General features: G+C 61.5%; 16 protein-coding genes. 9 read left to right on the forward strand and 7 right to left on the reverse strand.

Features of this window, described 5'->3' with window-relative positions:
* Nucleotides 1-31 precede the first annotated feature (31 nt).
* The gene (locus JFT63_RS20330; protein ID WP_003172675.1) at nucleotides 32-199 is read right to left on the reverse strand and encodes a DUF2897 family protein; all 168 of its coding nucleotides are present in this window, start codon (nucleotides 197-199) and stop codon (nucleotides 32-34) included.
* Between the two features lie 110 nt (nucleotides 200-309).
* Nucleotides 310-1,674, reverse strand: a complete 1,365-nt coding sequence (eat, locus tag JFT63_RS20335; RefSeq protein WP_186563386.1) for an ethanolamine permease — start codon at nucleotides 1,672-1,674, stop codon at nucleotides 310-312.
* 413 nt (nucleotides 1,675-2,087) lie between these two features.
* Between eat and kdpF the strand changes: the two genes are divergently transcribed.
* The 6 genes from kdpF to JFT63_RS20365 all read left to right on the forward strand — a co-directional run bounded on the left by kdpF (nucleotide 2,088) and on the right by JFT63_RS20365 (nucleotide 10,125).
* A complete protein-coding gene (gene kdpF, locus JFT63_RS20340; protein WP_003218754.1) occupies nucleotides 2,088-2,177 on the forward strand; it encodes a K(+)-transporting ATPase subunit F in 90 nt (29 codons plus the stop codon).
* A gap of 8 nt (nucleotides 2,178-2,185) precedes the next feature.
* Nucleotides 2,186-3,880, forward strand: coding sequence for a potassium-transporting ATPase subunit KdpA (gene kdpA, locus JFT63_RS20345; protein WP_198844620.1), 1,695 nt, complete (start codon nucleotides 2,186-2,188; stop codon nucleotides 3,878-3,880).
* 15 nt (nucleotides 3,881-3,895) lie between these two features.
* Nucleotides 3,896-5,953 carry a potassium-transporting ATPase subunit KdpB gene (gene kdpB, locus JFT63_RS20350; RefSeq protein WP_198844621.1) on the forward strand — a complete coding sequence of 686 codons (2,058 nt, stop codon included), beginning with the start codon at nucleotides 3,896-3,898 and terminating at the stop codon, nucleotides 5,951-5,953.
* A gap of 27 nt (nucleotides 5,954-5,980) precedes the next feature.
* Nucleotides 5,981-6,526: a potassium-transporting ATPase subunit KdpC gene (gene kdpC / locus JFT63_RS20355; protein WP_057703802.1), complete on the forward strand. Its 546-nt coding sequence runs from the start codon at nucleotides 5,981-5,983 to the stop codon at nucleotides 6,524-6,526.
* A 127-nt stretch (nucleotides 6,527-6,653) separates the two neighbouring features.
* Nucleotides 6,654-9,296 (forward strand): sensor histidine kinase, encoded by a 2,643-nt coding sequence (locus JFT63_RS20360; protein WP_057703801.1) that lies wholly within the window; start codon nucleotides 6,654-6,656, stop codon nucleotides 9,294-9,296.
* A 139-nt stretch (nucleotides 9,297-9,435) separates the two neighbouring features.
* Nucleotides 9,436-10,125 (forward strand): response regulator, encoded by a 690-nt coding sequence (locus tag JFT63_RS20365; protein WP_057703800.1) that lies wholly within the window; start codon nucleotides 9,436-9,438, stop codon nucleotides 10,123-10,125.
* 588 nt (nucleotides 10,126-10,713) lie between these two features.
* Here JFT63_RS20365 and JFT63_RS20370 read toward each other — a convergent pair.
* Complete coding sequence (locus JFT63_RS20370) at nucleotides 10,714-11,751, reverse strand: patatin-like phospholipase family protein (RefSeq protein WP_057703799.1); 1,038 nt, start codon at nucleotides 11,749-11,751, stop codon at nucleotides 10,714-10,716.
* 216 nt (nucleotides 11,752-11,967) lie between these two features.
* On the opposite strand from JFT63_RS20370, the gene JFT63_RS20375 reads away from it, so the two are divergent.
* The 3 genes from JFT63_RS20375 (at nucleotide 11,968) to JFT63_RS20385 (ending at nucleotide 13,939) form a co-directional block, all read left to right on the forward strand.
* On the forward strand, nucleotides 11,968-12,246 hold the full coding sequence (locus tag JFT63_RS20375) for a hypothetical protein (RefSeq protein ID WP_005786355.1): 279 nt from the start codon (nucleotides 11,968-11,970) through the stop codon (nucleotides 12,244-12,246).
* A 44-nt stretch (nucleotides 12,247-12,290) separates the two neighbouring features.
* A complete protein-coding gene (locus JFT63_RS20380) occupies nucleotides 12,291-13,052 on the forward strand; it encodes a CHAD domain-containing protein (RefSeq protein ID WP_198708707.1) in 762 nt (253 codons plus the stop codon).
* An 89-nt stretch (nucleotides 13,053-13,141) separates the two neighbouring features.
* Complete coding sequence (locus tag JFT63_RS20385; RefSeq protein ID WP_186562145.1) at nucleotides 13,142-13,939, forward strand: acyl-CoA thioesterase; 798 nt, start codon at nucleotides 13,142-13,144, stop codon at nucleotides 13,937-13,939.
* A 6-nt stretch (nucleotides 13,940-13,945) separates the two neighbouring features.
* Here the strand turns inward: JFT63_RS20385 and JFT63_RS20390 are convergent, their stop codons facing one another.
* The 4 genes from JFT63_RS20390 to JFT63_RS20405 form a co-directional block, all read right to left on the reverse strand.
* Entirely contained in the window at nucleotides 13,946-14,308 is a 363-nt protein-coding gene (locus tag JFT63_RS20390; RefSeq protein WP_057703796.1) for an Mpo1-like protein, read from the reverse strand.
* A 116-nt stretch (nucleotides 14,309-14,424) separates the two neighbouring features.
* On the reverse strand, nucleotides 14,425-14,727 hold the full coding sequence (locus JFT63_RS20395) for a hypothetical protein (protein WP_198844622.1): 303 nt from the start codon (nucleotides 14,725-14,727) through the stop codon (nucleotides 14,425-14,427).
* A 224-nt stretch (nucleotides 14,728-14,951) separates the two neighbouring features.
* Entirely contained in the window at nucleotides 14,952-16,433 is a 1,482-nt protein-coding gene (locus JFT63_RS20400) for a methyl-accepting chemotaxis protein (RefSeq protein WP_198708706.1), read from the reverse strand.
* Between the two features lie 96 nt (nucleotides 16,434-16,529).
* Entirely contained in the window at nucleotides 16,530-17,336 is an 807-nt protein-coding gene (locus tag JFT63_RS20405) for a TatD family hydrolase (RefSeq protein WP_057703794.1), read from the reverse strand.
* Nucleotides 17,337-17,529: the final 193 nt, after the last annotated feature.

The raw sequence follows: 17,529 nt of genomic DNA on the forward strand, positions 1-17,529 counted from the left end.
GCAAGCTCCCTCGCCACGAGGGAATAAGTGTTTATCGGTCTTGCGCATCCTTGGCATCCGCCTGCGCATTGCGCTCGGCTACGCGTTTGCGTTGTTCGTCGGTGAGTTCCACCTTGTTGGCGCTGTCACGCAGCATCATCAGGCCACCGACGATCGACCCGATCGCTACTACCATAATCAACCACGCATACCACGGCATAAGGCTCTCCTTGAGGCAGATGTCCGTGGGAAAGTTTCCCACGGTAATGACTGCTTTGAGTCACGGGCTTTCTGAGTAGTTCAGTGTAGGCCCGTTCTGCCTCGCGGGCGCTATAGTCCCGTCAACATTGCATCCGCCGGTGCGTCGGCGCGGTCTTGTGCGGTCAGTTGGAAGTAGATGAAGCCTGCCAGCATAAAGCCCAGGAAGATCAGCCCGATCAAGGCATTGAACCAGGCCATCGCCACCAGGCACACCACCGCCAGTACCAGCGCAATACCCGGCACGATGGGGTAGCCCGGCGCGCGGAAGGTGCGTTCCAGCAGGGGCTCGGTCTTGCGCAGTTTGAACAGGCTGAGCATGCTCATGATGTACATGACGATGGCGCCGAACACCGCCATGGTGATCATCGCGGCGGTCAGGGTCATGCCGCCCAGGTTGATCAGGCCGTCGCTGTAAATGGCGGCGATGCCGACTACGCCGCCGGCGATGATGGCGCGGTGGGGCGTCTGGAAGCGCGACAGTTTGGCCAGGAAGGGCGGCAAGTAACCGGCGCGGGCCAGGGCGAAGAACTGGCGCGAGTAGCCGAGGATGATGCCGTGGAAGCTCGCCACCAGACCGAACAGGCCAATCCATACCAGCATGTGCAACCACCCGGAGCTGTCGCCCACTACGGTTTTCATCGCCTGGGGCAGTGGGTCGTTGATGTTCGACAGGGTACGCCAGTCACCCACGCCACCGGCGAAGAACATCACGCCCATGGCCAGGATCACCAGGGTGAGGATGCCGCTGATGTAGGCCTTCGGAATGGTGCGCTTGGGGTCCTTGGCTTCTTCGGCGGCCATGGCCGCGCCTTCGATGGCGAGGAAGAACCAGATGGCGAAGGGGATCGCCGCGAACATCCCGGCAATCGCCGGGGCGCCGAAGGTGTCGGAACCGGCCCAGCCGTTGAGGGCGAAGTGGCTGAAGCTGAAGGCCGGGGCAACCACACCCATGAATACCAGCAGTTCGGCGACGGCGAGTACGCACACCACCAGCTCAAAGGTCGCGGCAAGTTTGACTCCGAGGATGTTCAGGCCCATGAATACGATATAAGCGCCGACGGCGGCGTGCTTGGGGTCGAGTGCCGGGAACTGCACGTTCAGGTAGGCGCCGATGGCCAGGGCGATTGCGGGCGGAGCGAAGACGAATTCGATCAGGGTAGCCAGCCCCGCAATCAAGCCGCCTTTTTCACCAAAGGCGCGACGGCTGTAGGCAAAGGGGCCTCCGGCATGGGGAATCGCGGTGGTCAGTTCGGTGAAACTGAAGATAAAGCAGGTGTACATCGCGGCGACCATTAATGAGGTCACCAGAAACCCTAAGGTCCCGGCGACGCCCCAGCCATAGCTCCAGCCGAAATACTCGCCGGAGATCACCAGCCCCACGGCGATGCCCCAGAGATGCAGGGTGCCCAAGGTGGGTTTGAGTTGTGTGTTCATTGTGCTGCGCTCCCTGAACCGTTTGGAATGATTCAAGGTGTTGCAGTGGCTATGCCAAGCCTCAGAACTATGTCGTAAAACAGTGCCTATGTCGCCGGGGGGACGGTTTGGCGTTTGAATGTGGCATGAGTTGCACCACATAAGTGCGGTGGTGACTTGGCGGGCGCTTTCGCGGGCAAGCCCGCTCCCACACTTGACCGAGTGTTAACTGAAAGAACGCAGTCGAATGTGGGAGCCGGGCTTGCCCGCGAAGAGGCCCTCCCGGCCACTGCAAACCCCGCTGTAAGCCCCGCATAAACCCACTCTTTACGCCATCTTTACGCCCCACCCAGCCCCTCGCTCTCGTTCCTTTACGCCCCTCCTGCGGACAATGCCCCCACACGCGGCAATCGCCGCACGAAGGAGAAACTCCCATGAGCGTTCTGGACGGGGTGTCACTGCTATTGGCCGTGGCGCTGTTCATTTATCTGCTGGTTGCGCTGTTACGCGCGGATCGGAACTAGGAGCGGCTATGCACAGTTATGACTATTGGCTGATCATCGCCTTCTTTGCCGTGGTACTGGTGCCGGCTCCGTTCCTGGGGCGGTTCTACTACAAGGTGATGGAGGGCCAGCGCACCTGGCTCAGCCCGGTGCTGGGGCCGGTGGAAAACGCCTGTTATCGCCTGTCGGGTGTGGACGCACAGCAGGAACAAAGCTGGCAGAAGTACATGCTGGCGTTGCTCGCATTCAACCTCGCCGGCTTCCTGCTGCTGTTCTCTATTCTGTTATTTCAAGGCTCCCTCCCGCTGAACCCGCAAAACCTGCCGGGCCAGGAATGGACCTTGGCGTTTAATACCGCCGTCAGTTTCATGACCAATACCAACTGGCAGAACTACAGCGGTGAGGCGTCCCTAAGTTATCTAAGTCAGATGGCCGGCCTCACGGTGCAGAACTTCGTCAGCGCCGCGACCGGCCTGGCCGTGCTGGTCGCACTTTGCCGTGGGATCGGGCGCAAATCTGCCCAGACCCTGGGCAACTTCTGGGTCGACATGACCCGCGCTACCCTCTACGGCCTGTTGCCGTTGTGCCTGGTGCTCGCGCTGTTTCTGGTGTGGCAGGGCGTACCGCAAACCTTCGCCCACTATGTTGATGCGGTCACGCTGCAAGGCGTGGATCAGGTGATTCCCCTGGGGCCGGCCGCCAGCCAGATTGCAATCAAGCAATTGGGCACCAACGGCGGTGGCTTCTTCGGCGTGAACTCGGCGCATCCGTTCGAAGACCCGACGGCCTGGGCCAATCTGTTTGAAGTGGCCTCGATCATTCTGATCCCGGTGGCACTGGTGTTTACCTTCGGCCACTACGTCAAGGATCTGCGTCAGAGCAGGGCGATCCTCGCGTGCATGCTGGCGCTGTTCTTGATCGGCGGCGCGACGTCGCTGTGGTCCGAATACCAGCCCAACCCAACCCTGAACAACCCGGCCGTAGAGCAAACCGCACCGCTGGAGGGCAAAGAAACACGCTTCGGCACCACCGGTACCGTGCTGTGGTCGGTGACCACTACCGCGGCGTCCAACGGCTCGGTCAATGGTATGCAAGACAGCCTCAGCCCTCTGAGTGGGATGGTGGCGCTGGTCAACATGATGGTCGGCGAAGTGATCTTCGGCGGTGTCGGTGCCGGTATGTACGGCATGTTGCTTAATGTGTTGATCGCGGTGTTCCTTGCCGGCTTGATGATCGGCCGCACCCCGGAATACCTGGGCAAGAAACTCCAGGCCAGGGAAGTGCAATTGTTGGTGGTGACCCTGTTGGTGATGCCGGTTGGTGTGCTGGTGCTGAGTTCTATCGCTGCCAGCCTCCCGGGCCCGGCGGGCGCTATCAGTAACCCTGGCCCACACGGCTTCAGTCAGTTGCTCTACGCCTACACCTCGGCCAGTGCCAACAATGGTTCGGCGTTTGCCGGCCTCGGCGCCAACACACCATTCCATAACCTGATGCTGGGCCTGGGCATGTTGATCGGCCGCTTCGGCTACATCCTCCCGGTACTGGCCCTGGCCGGCAGCCTGGCGATGAAGAAAGCCGCACCGATTGGCCAGAACAGCTTCCCCACCCATGGTGCGCTGTTCGTGACCTTGTTGACCGTGACCATTTTGTTGGTGGGCGGCCTGACTTTCCTGCCGACGCTGGCGTTGGGCCCCATCGCTGAACACTTGAGCATGGGCTTCTAGTTAAGGGATATGAGAATGAATATGCCTGCAAAAAACGCGGCCCCGGTCAAACCCCAGGAGCCTGCCAAAACCGCCATCTCGGCGCTGTGGCGCCCGGCGCTGGTCCAGGCGTTCGTCAAGCTGGACCCACGCCAACTGCAACGCTCGCCAGTGATGCTGGTGGTCGAGCTGACCGCCATCCTCACCACCGTGTTGTGCTTCGTGCCCGACACCACCGTGCCCACTTTTGTAGCGGTGCAAATCGCCGTGTGGCTGTGGTTCACCGTGCTGTTCGCCAACTTCGCCGAAGCCCTGGCCGAAGGCCGCGGCAAGGCCCGCGCCGACAGCCTCAAGGCTGGCAGCGAAGGCTTGAGCGCCCGACGCCAGGAAGCCGATGGCAGCTTCAAGGTGGTGCCTGCCACCAGCCTGCGCAAGGGCGATGTGGTGCGTGTTGCCGCCGGGGAAATGATCCCCGGTGACGGCGAGGTCGTCGAAGGGATTGCGGCGGTCAACGAAGCGGCGATTACCGGCGAATCCGCCCCGGTGATCCGCGAGTCTGGCGGCGACCGTTCGGCCGTCACCGGCAACACGCGGCTGGTGTCGGACTGGCTGCTGATCCGCATCACTGCCAACCCGGGCGAGTCCACGCTGGACCGCATGATCGCGCTGGTGGAAGGCGCCAAGCGCCAGAAAACCCCCAACGAAGTCGCGCTGGATATTCTGCTGATCGGCCTGACCCTGATCTTTCTGCTGGTGGTCGTGACCCTGCAGCCGTTCGCCCACTTTGCCAATGGCAGCTTGCCCCTGGTGTTCCTGGTCGCACTGCTGGTGACGCTGATCCCCACCACCATTGGTGGCCTGTTGTCGGCCATCGGGATTGCCGGCATGGACCGCCTGGTACGCCTCAACGTGATTGCCAAGTCCGGCCGCGCGGTGGAAGCGGCGGGGGACGTGCATGTGTTGCTGCTGGACAAGACTGGCACCATCACCTTTGGTAACCGTCGCTGTTCGGCCGTGGTCGCGGCGCCTGGCGTCAGTGGTCTGGAATTGGCTGAAGGCGCGCTGCTGGCATCCCTGGCCGATGACACGGCGGAAGGCAAGTCCATCGTTGAATACCTGCGTGCCTTGCACCCGCAGGCCGAGCCGAGCCTGGATGAGTTGACCGCCGTACCCTTCAGCGCCGAGACCCGCTTGTCGGGTGTCGACTACCAGGGCCGCGTGTTCCGCAAAGGTGCGGTGGATTCGCTGCTGGCGTTTATCGGCCAGCAACGCAGCGAGCTGTTACCTGCGCTGTCCCGGGAAATCGACAAGATCGCCCAAAGCGGCGGTACTCCCTTGCTGGTGTGCGCTGACGGAAAATTGTTGGGTGCGATCCACCTCAAGGACGTGGTCAAGCCCGGCATCCGCGAGCGTTTTGCCGAGCTGCGCAAGCTTGGGATTCGTACCGTGATGGTCACCGGCGACAACCCGCTGACCGCCGCCGCGATTGCCGCTGAGGCGGGTGTGGATGATGTGCTGGCCGAAGCCACGCCTGAGAAGAAACTTGCACGTATTCGCCATGAGCAGAACGATGGTCGCCTGGTTGCCATGTGTGGCGACGGCGCCAACGACGCCCCGGCGCTGGCCCAGGCTGACGTCGGCATGGCCATGAACGACGGCACTCAGGCCGCACGCGAGGCGGCCAACATGGTCGACCTCGACAGCGACCCGACCAAGCTGCTTGACGTGGTACAGATCGGCAAAGAATTGCTGGTCACCCGTGGCGCGCTGACGACCTTTTCCATCGCCAACGACGTGGCCAAATACTTCGCGATCCTGCCGGCGTTGTTCGCCTCGATCTACCCGCAACTGGGCGTGCTCAACATCATGCACTTGCAGAGCCCGCAGAGCGCGATCCTTTCGGCCATTGTGTTCAACGCCTTGATTATCGTCGTGCTGATTCCCCTGGCGCTGCGCGGCGTGCGGGTGCAGGCGGCGAGTGCGGCGGCGCTGTTGCGGCGCAATCTGCTGATCTATGGGCTGGGCGGGCTGTTGGTGCCGTTCGTGGGGATCAAGGCCATCGACATGCTGCTGACCGCGCTGCACCTGGTTTGACCTGTCTGATTTATTGAGGATTTGACTATGACAAACATCATTCGCCCGGCCCTGAGCCTGCTGGTACTCATGACCCTGATCACCGGCGTGGCCTACCCGCTGGTGGTCACTGGCGTGGCACAGGTCGCGTTCCCCGACCAGGCCAATGGCAGCCTGGTGCGCGACGCCAGCGGCAAGGTGCGCGGCTCCAGCCTGATCGCCCAGGACTTTACCGGCGACAGTTGGTTTCACCCACGTCCATCAGCAGGGGCCTTTGCGACGGTGTCCAGCAGTGCCAGTAACCTGGGCCCCAGCAATCCTGCCCTGGCGACCCGCATAATCGAGGATGCCGGCAAACAGTCAGTGCCTGGCCAGGGCCCGGTGCCATTGGCCTCCCTGACGACCTCGGGCAGCGGCCTTGATCCACACTTGCCACCGCAGGCGATTGCCTATCAACTGGCGCGAGTAGCGGCGGCGCGAAATGTGCCAGTGTCGACCTTGCAGCGGTTGCTGGATGAGCACATCCAAAGCCCTCTGGTAGGCCCGCCTGTAGTAAACGTATTGGCCTTGAACATGGCTTTGGAAGCGTTGTAAGCAAGACGATTGCCATCGCGGGCAAGCCCGGCTCCCACATTTGGAATGTATTCCACTGTGGGAGCCGGGCTTGCCCGCGATGGCGGCCTTGAAGACTCTCTATAAATACCTGAAGGAACCCCCGAGCATGAGCGACGCCGGCCGCGCCGATGCCCTGTTAGCCGATCTGCCCCGGGCGGGCCGTGGTCGGCTCAAAGTCTTCCTCGGCGCTGCGCCTGGCGTGGGCAAAACCTACGCCATGCTCCAGGCGGCCCACACCCAACTGCGTCAGGGCGTGCGGCTTATCGCCGGGGTGGTCGAAACCCATGGCCGCGCCGAGACCGAAGCCTTGCTCAGCGGCCTGCCGCAACAACCGTTGTTGCGCAGCGAATACCGTGGCGTGATGCTCGAAGAAATGGACCTCGACGGCCTGCTCGCCGCCAAGCCAAAACTGGTGCTGGTCGATGAACTGGCCCACAGCAACGCCCCTGGCAGCCGTCATGAAAAACGCTGGCAAGACATCCAGGAACTGCTCGCGGCCGGCATCAACGTATTCACCACGGTCAACGTCCAGCACCTGGAAAGCCTCAATGACCAAGTGCGTGGCATCACCGGCGTGCAAGTGCGCGAAACCCTGCCGGACTGGGTGCTGCAAGAGGCCGACGAACTGCTGCTGATCGACTTGCCATCCCGCGAGCTGCTTGAGCGTCTGCGTGACGGCAAGGTGTATGTGCCGGAGCAGGCCCGTGCGGCCATTGATGCGTTTTTCACCCAGACCAACCTCATGGCCCTGCGCGAGCTGGCGATGCAAACCGCCGCCGCCCACGTCGACGACGACCTGGCCCAGGGCTATCGCCAACTCGGCCAGGCCGCGCCGGCGGTTCGCGGGCGTTTGCTGGTGGGCGTGGATGGCGATGCGCAAGCCGAACGCCTGGTGCGTCATGCCAGCCGTGTGGCCCAGCGTCGGCATTTGCCCTGGAGCCTGGTGCATGTCGATAACGGCCGGGCGCGGGATGAGCAGTCGCGCTTGCGTCTGCAAAATGCCCAGCAACTGGCGGAGCGGTTGGGCGGCGAAGTGGTGTTGCTGCGCGCCGGGGAAGTCGCCAAGACCCTGATCCAGCACGCCGCCGAGCGCCGTGCCAGCTTGCTGCTGGTAGGCCAGTCACGGATGCGCTGGCGGCGGCGCCTGTTCGGTGGCGGCTTGGCGGCACGCCTGTTGCGCAATGCCCGCGGCTTGGAAATCAACGTCCTCGACAGCGATGACATGCCTGCACCGCCACGCCTGCCGGATGTACGCGGGTTGGTGTGGTTCGATTACGCCTTGGCGGTGGTGGCGACCCTCGCCGCTGCCGCAGTGGCCTGGGCCGTGTCCAGTGCGTTGGCGCTGCCGAACATCTCTTTGGTATTTCTCGCCGCCGTGCTGCTGGTGGCGGTGCGCAGCAGTCTGGGGCCGTCCCTGGTGTGTGCGGCACTGTCGTTTTTGACTTACGATTTTCTGTTTATCCCGCCCAATTTCTCCTTCGCTATCCAGCGTGAAGAAGACGTGCTGACCCTGTTGTTCTTTCTGTTAATGGCGGCGTTGACCGGCAACCTCGCCGCACGTCAGCGCCGCCAGTTGCAGGCGTTGCGCGATACCCAGGAAGAGACCAGCGAGCTGCTCGACCTGTCGCGCAAGCTCACGGCGGCCACCGATCGCCAAGCCGTGATCAGCGCCGCCGCCCACCATCTGCAAGGCTGGAGCGACCTTGACCTGTGCCTCGTCAATCGCGACGGTCAGGGCGGCTGGACGGTCGAAACCGGTGGCCCATTGACCCTCACCGAAGCCGAACGCGCAGCCGCCGATTGGGCCTGGCAGCATGATCAGCCTGCCGGTATGGGCACCGGCACCTTGCCGTTTGGACGTTGGTGGTGGTGGCCGTTGTCGGGTGAAGAGGGACCGCTGGGCTTGCTCGGTGTCAGCGCCAAACCGGGCCTGGAGTTGAGCGGGCAACGCCGGCGTTTGCTCACCGCCTTGAGCCAGCCACTGGCCCAGGCGCTGGCGCGGGCGCAGTTGGGGCAAGAGTTGGAGTCGGCGCGCCTGCACGGCGAAACCGAACAACTGCGCAGCGCCTTGCTGGCGTCGGTGTCCCACGATTTGCGCACGCCGCTGACCTCCATGCGCGGCAGCATCGATAGCCTGCTGGCCCTCGGTGAAGCCATTCCTCTGGAGGATCGTCGCGAATTACTTGAAGGCACCCGCGATGAAGCCGAACGCCTGGACCGCTATATCCAGAACCTGCTGGACATGACGCGCCTGGGCCACGGCGCGCTGAAACTGGCACGCGATTGGGTGTCGCCCGCCGATATTGTTGGCAGCGCTCTCGGGCGTTTGCGTGCGGTGCTGGCGCCGTTGCAAGTGAGCACCGAGGTACCGTCGGAACTGCCGTTGTTGTATGTGCATGCGGCGCTGATCGAACAGGCATTGGTCAATGTGCTGGAAAACGCCGCCCGTTTTTCGCCGCCCCAGGGTCGCTTGCAGTTGAGCGCGGGCGTGCGGGATGAGCAGTTGTTTTTTGCCGTGGCGGATGAAGGGCCGGGAATTCCCGAGGAAGAGCGTGCGAAGATCTTCGACATGTTCTACACCGCTGCCCGCGGTGATCGAGGCGGGCAGGGCACCGGCCTCGGCCTGGCGATCTGCCAGGGTATGGTGGGCGCGCACGGCGGGCATATCAGCGTGGCTGAAGGCATTGAGGGGCGGGGCACCTGCATCACTTTGTTTTTACCACTGCCCACACAACCTGTTCTGGAATAATCCTGTAGGAGCGAGCTTGCTCGCGAAGGTCGTTAACGATAAAGATGGCGTCCTGAGTCTACGCGGTGCCTATGTTTTTTTCGCGAGCAAGCTCGCTCCTACAGGGGGGTGATTTTTTAATGGATTTTGATGAGACACCATGAGCCAGACCGCGACGATTCTCGTCATTGATGACGAACCGCAGATCCGCAAATTCCTGCGCATCAGCCTGGCCTCCCAGGGCTATAAAGTGATCGAGGCCGGCACCGGCAACGAAGGCCTGGCGCAAGCGGCTCTGAACAAGCCGGACCTGCTGGTGCTCGACCTGGGCCTGCCCGACATGGACGGCCAGCAGGTGCTGCGCGAGTTTCGCGAGTGGTCGACGGTGCCGGTGCTGGTGCTGTCCGTGCGGGCCAGCGAAGGCCAAAAGGTCGAGGCCCTCGACGGTGGCGCCAATGACTACGTGACCAAACCTTTTGGCATTCAGGAGTTTCTCGCCCGCGTGCGCGCCTTGTTGCGCCAGGCACCGGCGGGCGAGACCCAGGAAGCCGCCTTGAATTTTGGCCCGCTGACGGTGGACCTGGCGTATCGCCGCGTGCTGCTGGACGGCGCCGAGGTGGCGCTGACCCGCAAGGAGTACGCGGTGCTGGCGCAACTGGCACGGCATCCGGGGCGGGTGATTACCCAGCAGCAATTGCTCAAAGACATCTGGGGCCCGACCCATACCGAAGACAGCCATTACCTGCGAATCGTGGTGGGGCACCTGCGCCAGAAACTGGCGGATGACCCGACCCAGCCTCGGTTTATCGTGACTGAGGCGGGGGTGGGGTATCGGTTGTTGAGTGCTTGAGTTCACTGTTATTAGAACTGGCCTCATCGGGAGCAAGCCCCCTCCCACATTTGAATGTACTCACGGATCAATATGTGGGTGGGGCCCCGATGAGCATGGGTATCTACACAACTTTTGTAGCCACTGCCAACCGTAACCACGATGCGAAGCGAGTCGCTCTTGCTCTTGATCTGCTTTTGATCTTGATCTTAGGCGCCCCGTCAAACCACGCTGGCCGGAATTCGACAGGGATTTGGGGGGTAAACCGGCAGGGATGCCGGTTTAGCCGCCCCGCGCCATGGATGGCGCGTGGCGGCGGCCCCCCAAATCCATGGCGGATTACGGGCACACCGAGCCTAAGCGAGGTGCCGAGTGGTGGGGCAAGAGCGTTTTGCTTACTTTTGCGCTTTTCAAAAGTGAGCCGCCGTAAGGGCGGAACCAATAGCAGCCGTCACCTAAATAACGGATATGCACTCGATCAAAGTCCAGCATCCTGGTCGGCTCTTAGGCCGCCATCGGGGGCAAGCCCCCTCCCACAAGTCCGGCCTCGCACCAGAGAGTTGTGTAGATACCTATGCCCCTATGAGGCCATCAGCAACACCCACACACTCAAGCCTGCTCACTCTCATACCGATCCAGCGTATCACTGGCAATCTCCCGCCCCAGGGCGATCAACTCCGGCGCCTTGTAAAACTCGAAAAACCGGCACACCCGCTTCGGCACGTTGATCAGTACATCCGGCGGGTACCCGGCGATTTTGTACTGCGCCAATGAGGTTTGCATCACCTCGAAACTCTGGTTGATCAGGTCCAGCAGCGACGCAGGCCCGACGTTGTCGATGATGAACGAGCCGGTCGCCGACTTCGGTGCGCCGGCTTTCTCCGGCGCCGCGGCAGGTTGCTGGGCCTCGGGTTCGGCAGACTCCAGCCACGGGTTGATCTCGGCGGCCTGGGCCTGCAAGGCTTCTTGTTCCAGCTTCATCAACTGCTCGGCCTGCTTGCGGCGAAACGGCAGGTGCGAGCCCAGGGACTTGGCCAGGCTGTTGAAGCGGCTCTTGAACGCCGGCGGACGCTGGATCACCGGCAGCCGATAGTGTTTCTGGTTGGTGGCATTGAGGTTGACCGCGATGATCAAATCACAGTGGCTCGACACCACCGGCACAATGGGCAGCGGGTTGAGCAGCCCGCCGTCCACCAGCATCCGGTTGCCCTGCATCACCGGCGTGAACAGGCTCGGGATCGCCGCCGATGCGCGCATGGCCTGGTGCAGGCAGCCTTCCTGAAACCAGATTTCCTGTTGGTTGGTAAGGTCGGTAGCCACGGCGGTGTAGGGGATGCGCAGCTCTTCGATATTGATGTCGCCGACGATCTTGCGGATCTGCCCGAAGACTTTTTCGCCGCGAATCGCACCCAGGCGAAAGCTCACATCCACCAGGCGCAACACGTCGAGGTAGTCCAGACTTTCTATCCAGTTTCGATACTCGTCCAGCTTGCCGGCGGCATAGATGCCGCCCACCACCGCGCCCATCGAACAGCCGGCGATACAGGCGATGTCATAACCGCGTCGTTCGATTTCTTCGATCACCCCGATATGGGCGTAGCCCCTGGCTCCCCCGGAGCCCAGCACTAAGGCAACACGTTTTTTCATGACCCAGTCCTTCGCAAAACAGGTGCCCACAATGCACCCATCAGGGGGGAGGCTTCAATCATCTGCTGGGCCCGCGATATTTTTCGAGGATAACCTTTGCGCTCGGGTATGCTCTGGCAATAGGTACGACCGATATCAGGCTAAGGACAAGGCACTTTTCCCTGTGGGCAACGTCTACAGGCTACGAATGATTTTGCTTATTTTGAGGTGTCATCAATGAAAGCCTGGATGTGTGTGCCTGTGATCGTGCTGGCCTTGGCCGGCTGTGCCGGCAAGACGGCCTACCGCGACAGCTGCGGTTCCCAATTGGATGCCGCCTGGAAAGAACTCGACCTGGCCAAGGCAGAAGGTTTTGCTGGCACCGTGAGTTACTCCAAGGCTCTGTCGCTATTGACTGGCGCCAAGACCCAGCAGCAGTTTGAAGCGTTTGAAGGGTGCTCCAACAAAGCCCAGAAGGCGCGGTTCTATATTCGTGAGTCTCGCGCCGGGCGTTGACCTGTAGCGGCGAGTAGGATTATTCATCAGAAAGTGAGGGCAGGATGTCAGCGTTGGTCAATCAGTTAGTCGCTCAGGTCATTGGCCTGGAAGTAGGGTTACTGAGCTGCCAGGCTCGCCTCGCCGCCGTCACTGACAATGAAGCCCTGCATGATTTGCGCACCACCGTACGGCGCTTGCGCAGCCTGTTGCGCCCTCTGCGCGGGCTGCCCGGTGTGGAGCAACTTGAATTGGCCGCCAGCACGGTGGGCCAACTGACCACGCCGCTGCGTGACCGCGAGGTTCTGGCGGCTTATTTGCACCAGCACGGTTATCACGACGCGGCTGATCGGCGCCTGCGCCTGCAACCCGAGGCCTATCGCCATGTGGCGCAAAGCCCGGAACTGGCGCACCTGTTGCTGATTCTGGATGCATTCCCTCGTTTTATTCGCGCCTCCCAGCACCAGAAACTGCTCAAGGGGCTGCGCCCGCGCATCGAGAAACGCTTGGCCAAACAATGGCAAACACTCGACCACGCTCTGAAGGATCCCGAGCATGATCGCCACCGTTTGCGCTTGCTGATCAAGCGTGTGCGCTACGCCGCCGAGGCTTACCCCGAACTGGATAAGCTACCCGCCAACGCCATGCCGCGATTGAAGAAAGCCCAAAGCGCCCTGGGCGACTGGCATGACTGCTGGCAGTGGTTGGCCCAGGCCGGGCAGCAGGCCGATCTGCAACCTTGCGTCGCCACTTGGCAGCGCACCATGCTCAAGGCCCAAGGGCAGGCTGACCGTGTACTGGACAAACTCAGCGCCGATTGTTTTTGACACGGTCCGGCTTTTGGCCGGAATGGGCGCTGTGCCGGTCCGTCTCGGTGGTTAAAATTGCCCATCGATTGTCTTGATGTGAGGTCGCCATGCGCTTTAGTGATTTGCTCGACGCTGCTCGAAGCAACCCGTTGGATGTCACCATTCCCGCCGAATGGGCCCAGGGCCGTGCCAGCTTTGGTGGCCTGGTCGCCGCTTTGCAATACGAGGCGTTGCGTGCCCAGGTGTCGGCGGATCGCCCTCTACGCTCCCTGGCCATCACTTTTGTGGGCCCGGTGGCGCCGGACGTGCCTGCCAGCTATCAAGTCGAAGTGCTGCGTGAGGGCAAGGCCGTCAGCCAGCTGCTTGGGCGCGTGGTCCAGAACGGTGAAGTAGCGACCCTGGTGCAGGCCAGTTTTGGCGCGTCTCGAACCTCGGAAATCGACGTGGCGAGTGAACCGGCGCCGGTGTTCAAGCATTGGGATGAGTGTCAGGAGTTGCCCTACATCAAGGGCGTTACCCCTGAGTTCATGCGCCATTTGGCGATGCGTTGGGCCGTGGGTGGCCTGCCGTTTACCGGCAATAAATCCCGCGACATGGGCGGTTGGGTGCGGTTGCGCGGGGATGTGAAAGAAGAACCACTGACCGAAGCGCATATCCTCGCCCTGGTCGACGCCTGGCCGCCGGCTTTGCTGCCGCACCTGAAAAAGCCTGCGCCAGGCAGCACCCTGACCTGGACCATCGAGTTCATCCAGCCGCTGCAAAACCTGACCACCCTCGACTGGTGCCAGTACCACGTCAACATCGAGCACGCCCGCGACGGCTACGGCCACGCTGCCGCTGCGCTGTGGAGCCCGACCGGCGAGTTGATCGCCCTCAGCCGCCAGACCGTGGTGGTATTCGCCTAGGCCCCCTCAGTGGTGGTGACGCTGCCGCCAGGCACGCCACCAGCCACCGCTCAGCACAAAGCGCGGGAAGGTCACAAACTGCTCGACCACCAGGCGTTGCACCGCATCTTTACGATCGCTGAATGGCTCACTGGCCTGGGCTTCCAGGCTGTGGCCGTGACGCTGCAACGCCAGGCCCGCCACGATGCCGACCACACCGATAGCCAAGCTGGCCAGGCTCAGGCTGAACACCCCTGAAACGATCAGCAGGAAGCCGACGATAAACAGCGGCACGGCAATCATATGCAACGCCAGGTTGGTCGGATGCTGATGGTTTTGTGGGTAGTGACGCCATTGCCAGGCGGGGAGATTGGGGTGACGTTTGCCCATGATCGTGAGTCCTCTGTCCGTTGGAACAACTTGGACAGAGTTTAGGTGCGCACGGGCGGGGTAGCGAATCAAGGCTGGCTATTAGGGCTATAGAGAACAGTTTGGCGGAGTGATCCTCATGCCCAAATGACGCAGTCATGATCATCCATATGCACCAAAAACGTTATTTCGCTATCGGTTATCCAAAATGGATAGCCGGTGGTTTCGCCTAGAACAGATGCTAGAACTCGAGAGTTATCAATTTTCCAGGCGGTATATGTTGAGTCAAATACCACCAGAATTAGATCCCTCTCGCTGATGCGATACGGTATTTCCTTCCAAAAGTCAGGGTTGTGCTCCGTGCTTTTTTCGTTCAGTTCTCCAGCGCCAATGTTCAAGGTATTAAAGGCTGCGTCTATTTCGTCTTCCAAAAAACTCATCAGGGGACACCTATTCTTGACCGGCTGACAGGAACCAGTTGAAGCAGGATATGGCCTCTTTTTGCTCCTGCAATCCCTCGCACTGTTTGATCAGGCGAGGGACTTTGCAGAGGTTCTTGGGTAAAAGAAGTCGGTGTTATTCACGGGGATGGCGAGGAAGTTTCGCCTTAACTTCAGGTAAACCGAAACTTGGCGGTAGGAATCGGATTACAGGTGGAGCAGTCTTACAGCTTCAACTGCCCAATCGCCTTGCTCAACTCCCCGGCCAACGTCGCCAGTTCGTTACTGGTGGTTGCCGACGACACGGTCTGCTGCACGGTGTTTTCGGTGACATCGCGAATACTCACCACGGCGCGGTTCATTTCTTCGGCCACATGGCTTTGCTGTTCGGCGGCGACGGCGATCTGGGTGTTGCTCTCGCGCATTTGTGCCACCGCGCCGGTGATTTGCGCCAGTGCAGCGCCGGCTTCCTGGGCTTGTTGCACGCAGTCGTCGGCCTTGAATGAGCTTTCTTGCATGAAGTCCACCGCATCGCGAGTACCGGCTTGCAGCGCCGAGACCATGCGGGTGATTTCGTCGGTGGAGCTTTGCACGCGCTTGGCCAGGTTACGCACTTCGTCGGCAACCACCGCGAAACCTCGGCCCATTTCACCGGCGCGGGCGGCTTCGATCGCGGCGTTGAGCGCCAGCAGGTTGGTCTGTTCGGCGATGCTGTGGATCACCCCGACCACGCCGTTGATCTGTTGGCTGTCCTGGGCCAGTTTCTGGATCATTTCGGCGGTTTGTTGCACGCCGTTGGACAGCCCGGCAATTGAATGCTGTACCCGGGTGACCACCGCCTGGCCGCTGCCGGCGAGGGTGTCGGCGGTCTGGGAGAGGTCGCGGGTGGCACCGGCGTGCTGGGCGATATGGTGGACGGTGGCGGTCATCTCATTGATGGCGGTGGCGGCCTGGTCGGTTTCGCTCTGCTGGCCGAGCATACCGTGCTGCACCTCGTTCATGCTGCTGGCCAGGCGTGCGGCGCCGTCATCCAGTTGCCGGGCGGTGTGTGCCACGGTGTTGACCACGCGCTGGTAGCCAGCCTGCATGGCATTGAACGCACTGGCCATTTGGCCGACTTCGTCCTTGCAGGCCAAGGGTACGCGCGCCGACAGGTCGCCGGTTTTCTCGACGTGCAGCATCACGTCCTTGAGGGTGTTGAGTTGGCTGAGCAGGAAGCGAATCAACAGCTGTGAGGCGCCGAGCATAGCCAGCATGAGGATCGCCACAGCGACGGCGTAGTTGGCGGAGCGTTCGCTGAATACTTGACCAAGGCTGGGAGCGTAGGCGAGCACGGCGACGTGTTGACCGTCAGCGCGCTTGATCACCTCGGCGCCTATGAGTGGGTTGTTGCCGAACAGTGGCATGTGATTGAGTTCGACCCAACCGCTGGCAACGCTCAAGGCTGCAAGAGCCTGGTCGTCCAGTTGTGGGATTTGCCCCTGGGCAAAGGTCAGCCATTGCTCGCTGGTGGGCAGAGCTTTGTCGGCAGGCCAGGCGCTGAGCAAGCGCCCCTGCGCCTGGGCCGAAGCCTGGGATGCCTGGCTGCGTGCCTGTTGCTCAAGCTGTACCGCGTACAGCACCAGCAGCAGGGTGGTAATGAAGGCGACCGCATTGACGGCCCAGAATTTGTACTTGAGCGAGATATTGCTAAGCCAGGCACCCATGGAAGGTTTTCTCTGATAGCGGAAACAGCATTGGCAAGGTGCCATTATTGTGCCGCTACGCAGAAACGCGTTTTTGACCTGGGTCAATGGGTGGCATCAATCCACATCAGGCAAGCCGAAAAAGCGGCGGGCACAGGCGGTGCTGTGGGTCGCCAGGTCTTCGAGCGTTTCGTGACGGTGCAAGGCCACTTCGCGCAGTACTTCGGGCAAGTACGCCGGTTCATTGCGACCGTTCTTCGGCTTGGGGCGCAGGGTGCGCGGCAGCAGGTACGGCGCATCACTTTCCAGCATCAGGCGGCCACGGGGAATTTCCCTGACCAGCGGATGCAGGTGCGTCCCACGGCGTTCATCGCAGATCCAGCCGGTGATACCGATGTGCAAGTCCAGGTCCAGGTAGCTGAACAGCGCGGCTTGTTCACCGGTGAAGCAGTGCACCACCGCGGCGGGCAGGTGGTCGCGGTAGTCTTTGAGAATCTCCAGCAGGCGCTGGTTGGCGTCGCGCTCGTGGAGAAACACCGGCAGTTTCAGCTCGACGGCCAGGGCCAGGTGGTGTTCGAGGACTTTTTCCTGCTGCGGGCGAGGGGAGAAGTCGCGGTTGAAGTCCAGTCCGCATTCACCCACGGCACGTACCCGACTGTCTCCCAACAGGCTACGCAGGCGCTGCGCGCTGTCGCCATTCCAGTCGCTGGCAGAGTGAGGGTGGATACCCGCGGTACTGAACAAACGCTGGCCGCTTTCATCCAGTTTTACACACAGCTCCAGGGCCTGTTCGCTGCCCTCGATGCTGGTGCCGGTGAGCACCAATTGCTGCACGCCGGCGGCGTAGGCACGTTCGAGGACGGCCTGGTGCCTCTCGTCGAAACTGGGGTTGGTCAGGTTGACGCCGATATCAATGAGTTGCATGGTGCTATCTCCGCCTGCGGCCGGAAAGCATATCAGAGCTGTAGATTTATAAGAAAAACCAAGAACTACAACGCGTTATCGCTGTCTTTGAACGTCGCAAGCGACATTGTGGTTGGCCGGTTGCCTGTCACGGTGTTGCCGTTGCGCGCCTTGCCAGCGCATAGAGCGCTCTGTTTCTGACCTCCAGCACTTT

The sequence above is a fragment of the Pseudomonas sp. MF7453 genome (assembly GCF_016405455.1).
GTDB classification, from domain to species: domain Bacteria; phylum Pseudomonadota; class Gammaproteobacteria; order Pseudomonadales; family Pseudomonadaceae; genus Aquipseudomonas; species Aquipseudomonas paralactis.

Excerpts from the sequence above, each read along its gene's own strand:
- JFT63_RS20330 (WP_003172675.1), bottom strand. The coding sequence starts at position 199 with ATGCCGTGGTATGCGTGGTTGATTATGGTAGTAGCGATCGGGTCGATC.
- eat (WP_186563386.1), bottom strand. The coding sequence starts at position 1,674 with ATGAACACACAACTCAAACCCACCTTGGGCACCCTGCATCTCTGGGGC.
- kdpF (WP_003218754.1), top strand. The coding sequence starts at position 2,088 with ATGAGCGTTCTGGACGGGGTGTCACTGCTATTGGCCGTGGCGCTGTTC.
- kdpA (WP_198844620.1), top strand. The coding sequence starts at position 2,186 with ATGCACAGTTATGACTATTGGCTGATCATCGCCTTCTTTGCCGTGGTA.
- kdpB (WP_198844621.1), top strand. The coding sequence starts at position 3,896 with ATGAATATGCCTGCAAAAAACGCGGCCCCGGTCAAACCCCAGGAGCCT.
- kdpC (WP_057703802.1), top strand. The coding sequence starts at position 5,981 with ATGACAAACATCATTCGCCCGGCCCTGAGCCTGCTGGTACTCATGACC.
- JFT63_RS20360 (WP_057703801.1), top strand. The coding sequence starts at position 6,654 with ATGAGCGACGCCGGCCGCGCCGATGCCCTGTTAGCCGATCTGCCCCGG.
- JFT63_RS20365 (WP_057703800.1), top strand. The coding sequence starts at position 9,436 with ATGAGCCAGACCGCGACGATTCTCGTCATTGATGACGAACCGCAGATC.
- JFT63_RS20370 (WP_057703799.1), bottom strand. The coding sequence starts at position 11,751 with ATGAAAAAACGTGTTGCCTTAGTGCTGGGCTCCGGGGGAGCCAGGGGC.
- JFT63_RS20375 (WP_005786355.1), top strand. The coding sequence starts at position 11,968 with ATGAAAGCCTGGATGTGTGTGCCTGTGATCGTGCTGGCCTTGGCCGGC.
- JFT63_RS20380 (WP_198708707.1), top strand. The coding sequence starts at position 12,291 with ATGTCAGCGTTGGTCAATCAGTTAGTCGCTCAGGTCATTGGCCTGGAA.
- JFT63_RS20385 (WP_186562145.1), top strand. The coding sequence starts at position 13,142 with ATGCGCTTTAGTGATTTGCTCGACGCTGCTCGAAGCAACCCGTTGGAT.
- JFT63_RS20390 (WP_057703796.1), bottom strand. The coding sequence starts at position 14,308 with ATGGGCAAACGTCACCCCAATCTCCCCGCCTGGCAATGGCGTCACTAC.
- JFT63_RS20395 (WP_198844622.1), bottom strand. The coding sequence starts at position 14,727 with ATGAGTTTTTTGGAAGACGAAATAGACGCAGCCTTTAATACCTTGAAC.
- JFT63_RS20400 (WP_198708706.1), bottom strand. The coding sequence starts at position 16,433 with ATGGGTGCCTGGCTTAGCAATATCTCGCTCAAGTACAAATTCTGGGCC.
- JFT63_RS20405 (WP_057703794.1), bottom strand. The coding sequence starts at position 17,336 with ATGCAACTCATTGATATCGGCGTCAACCTGACCAACCCCAGTTTCGAC.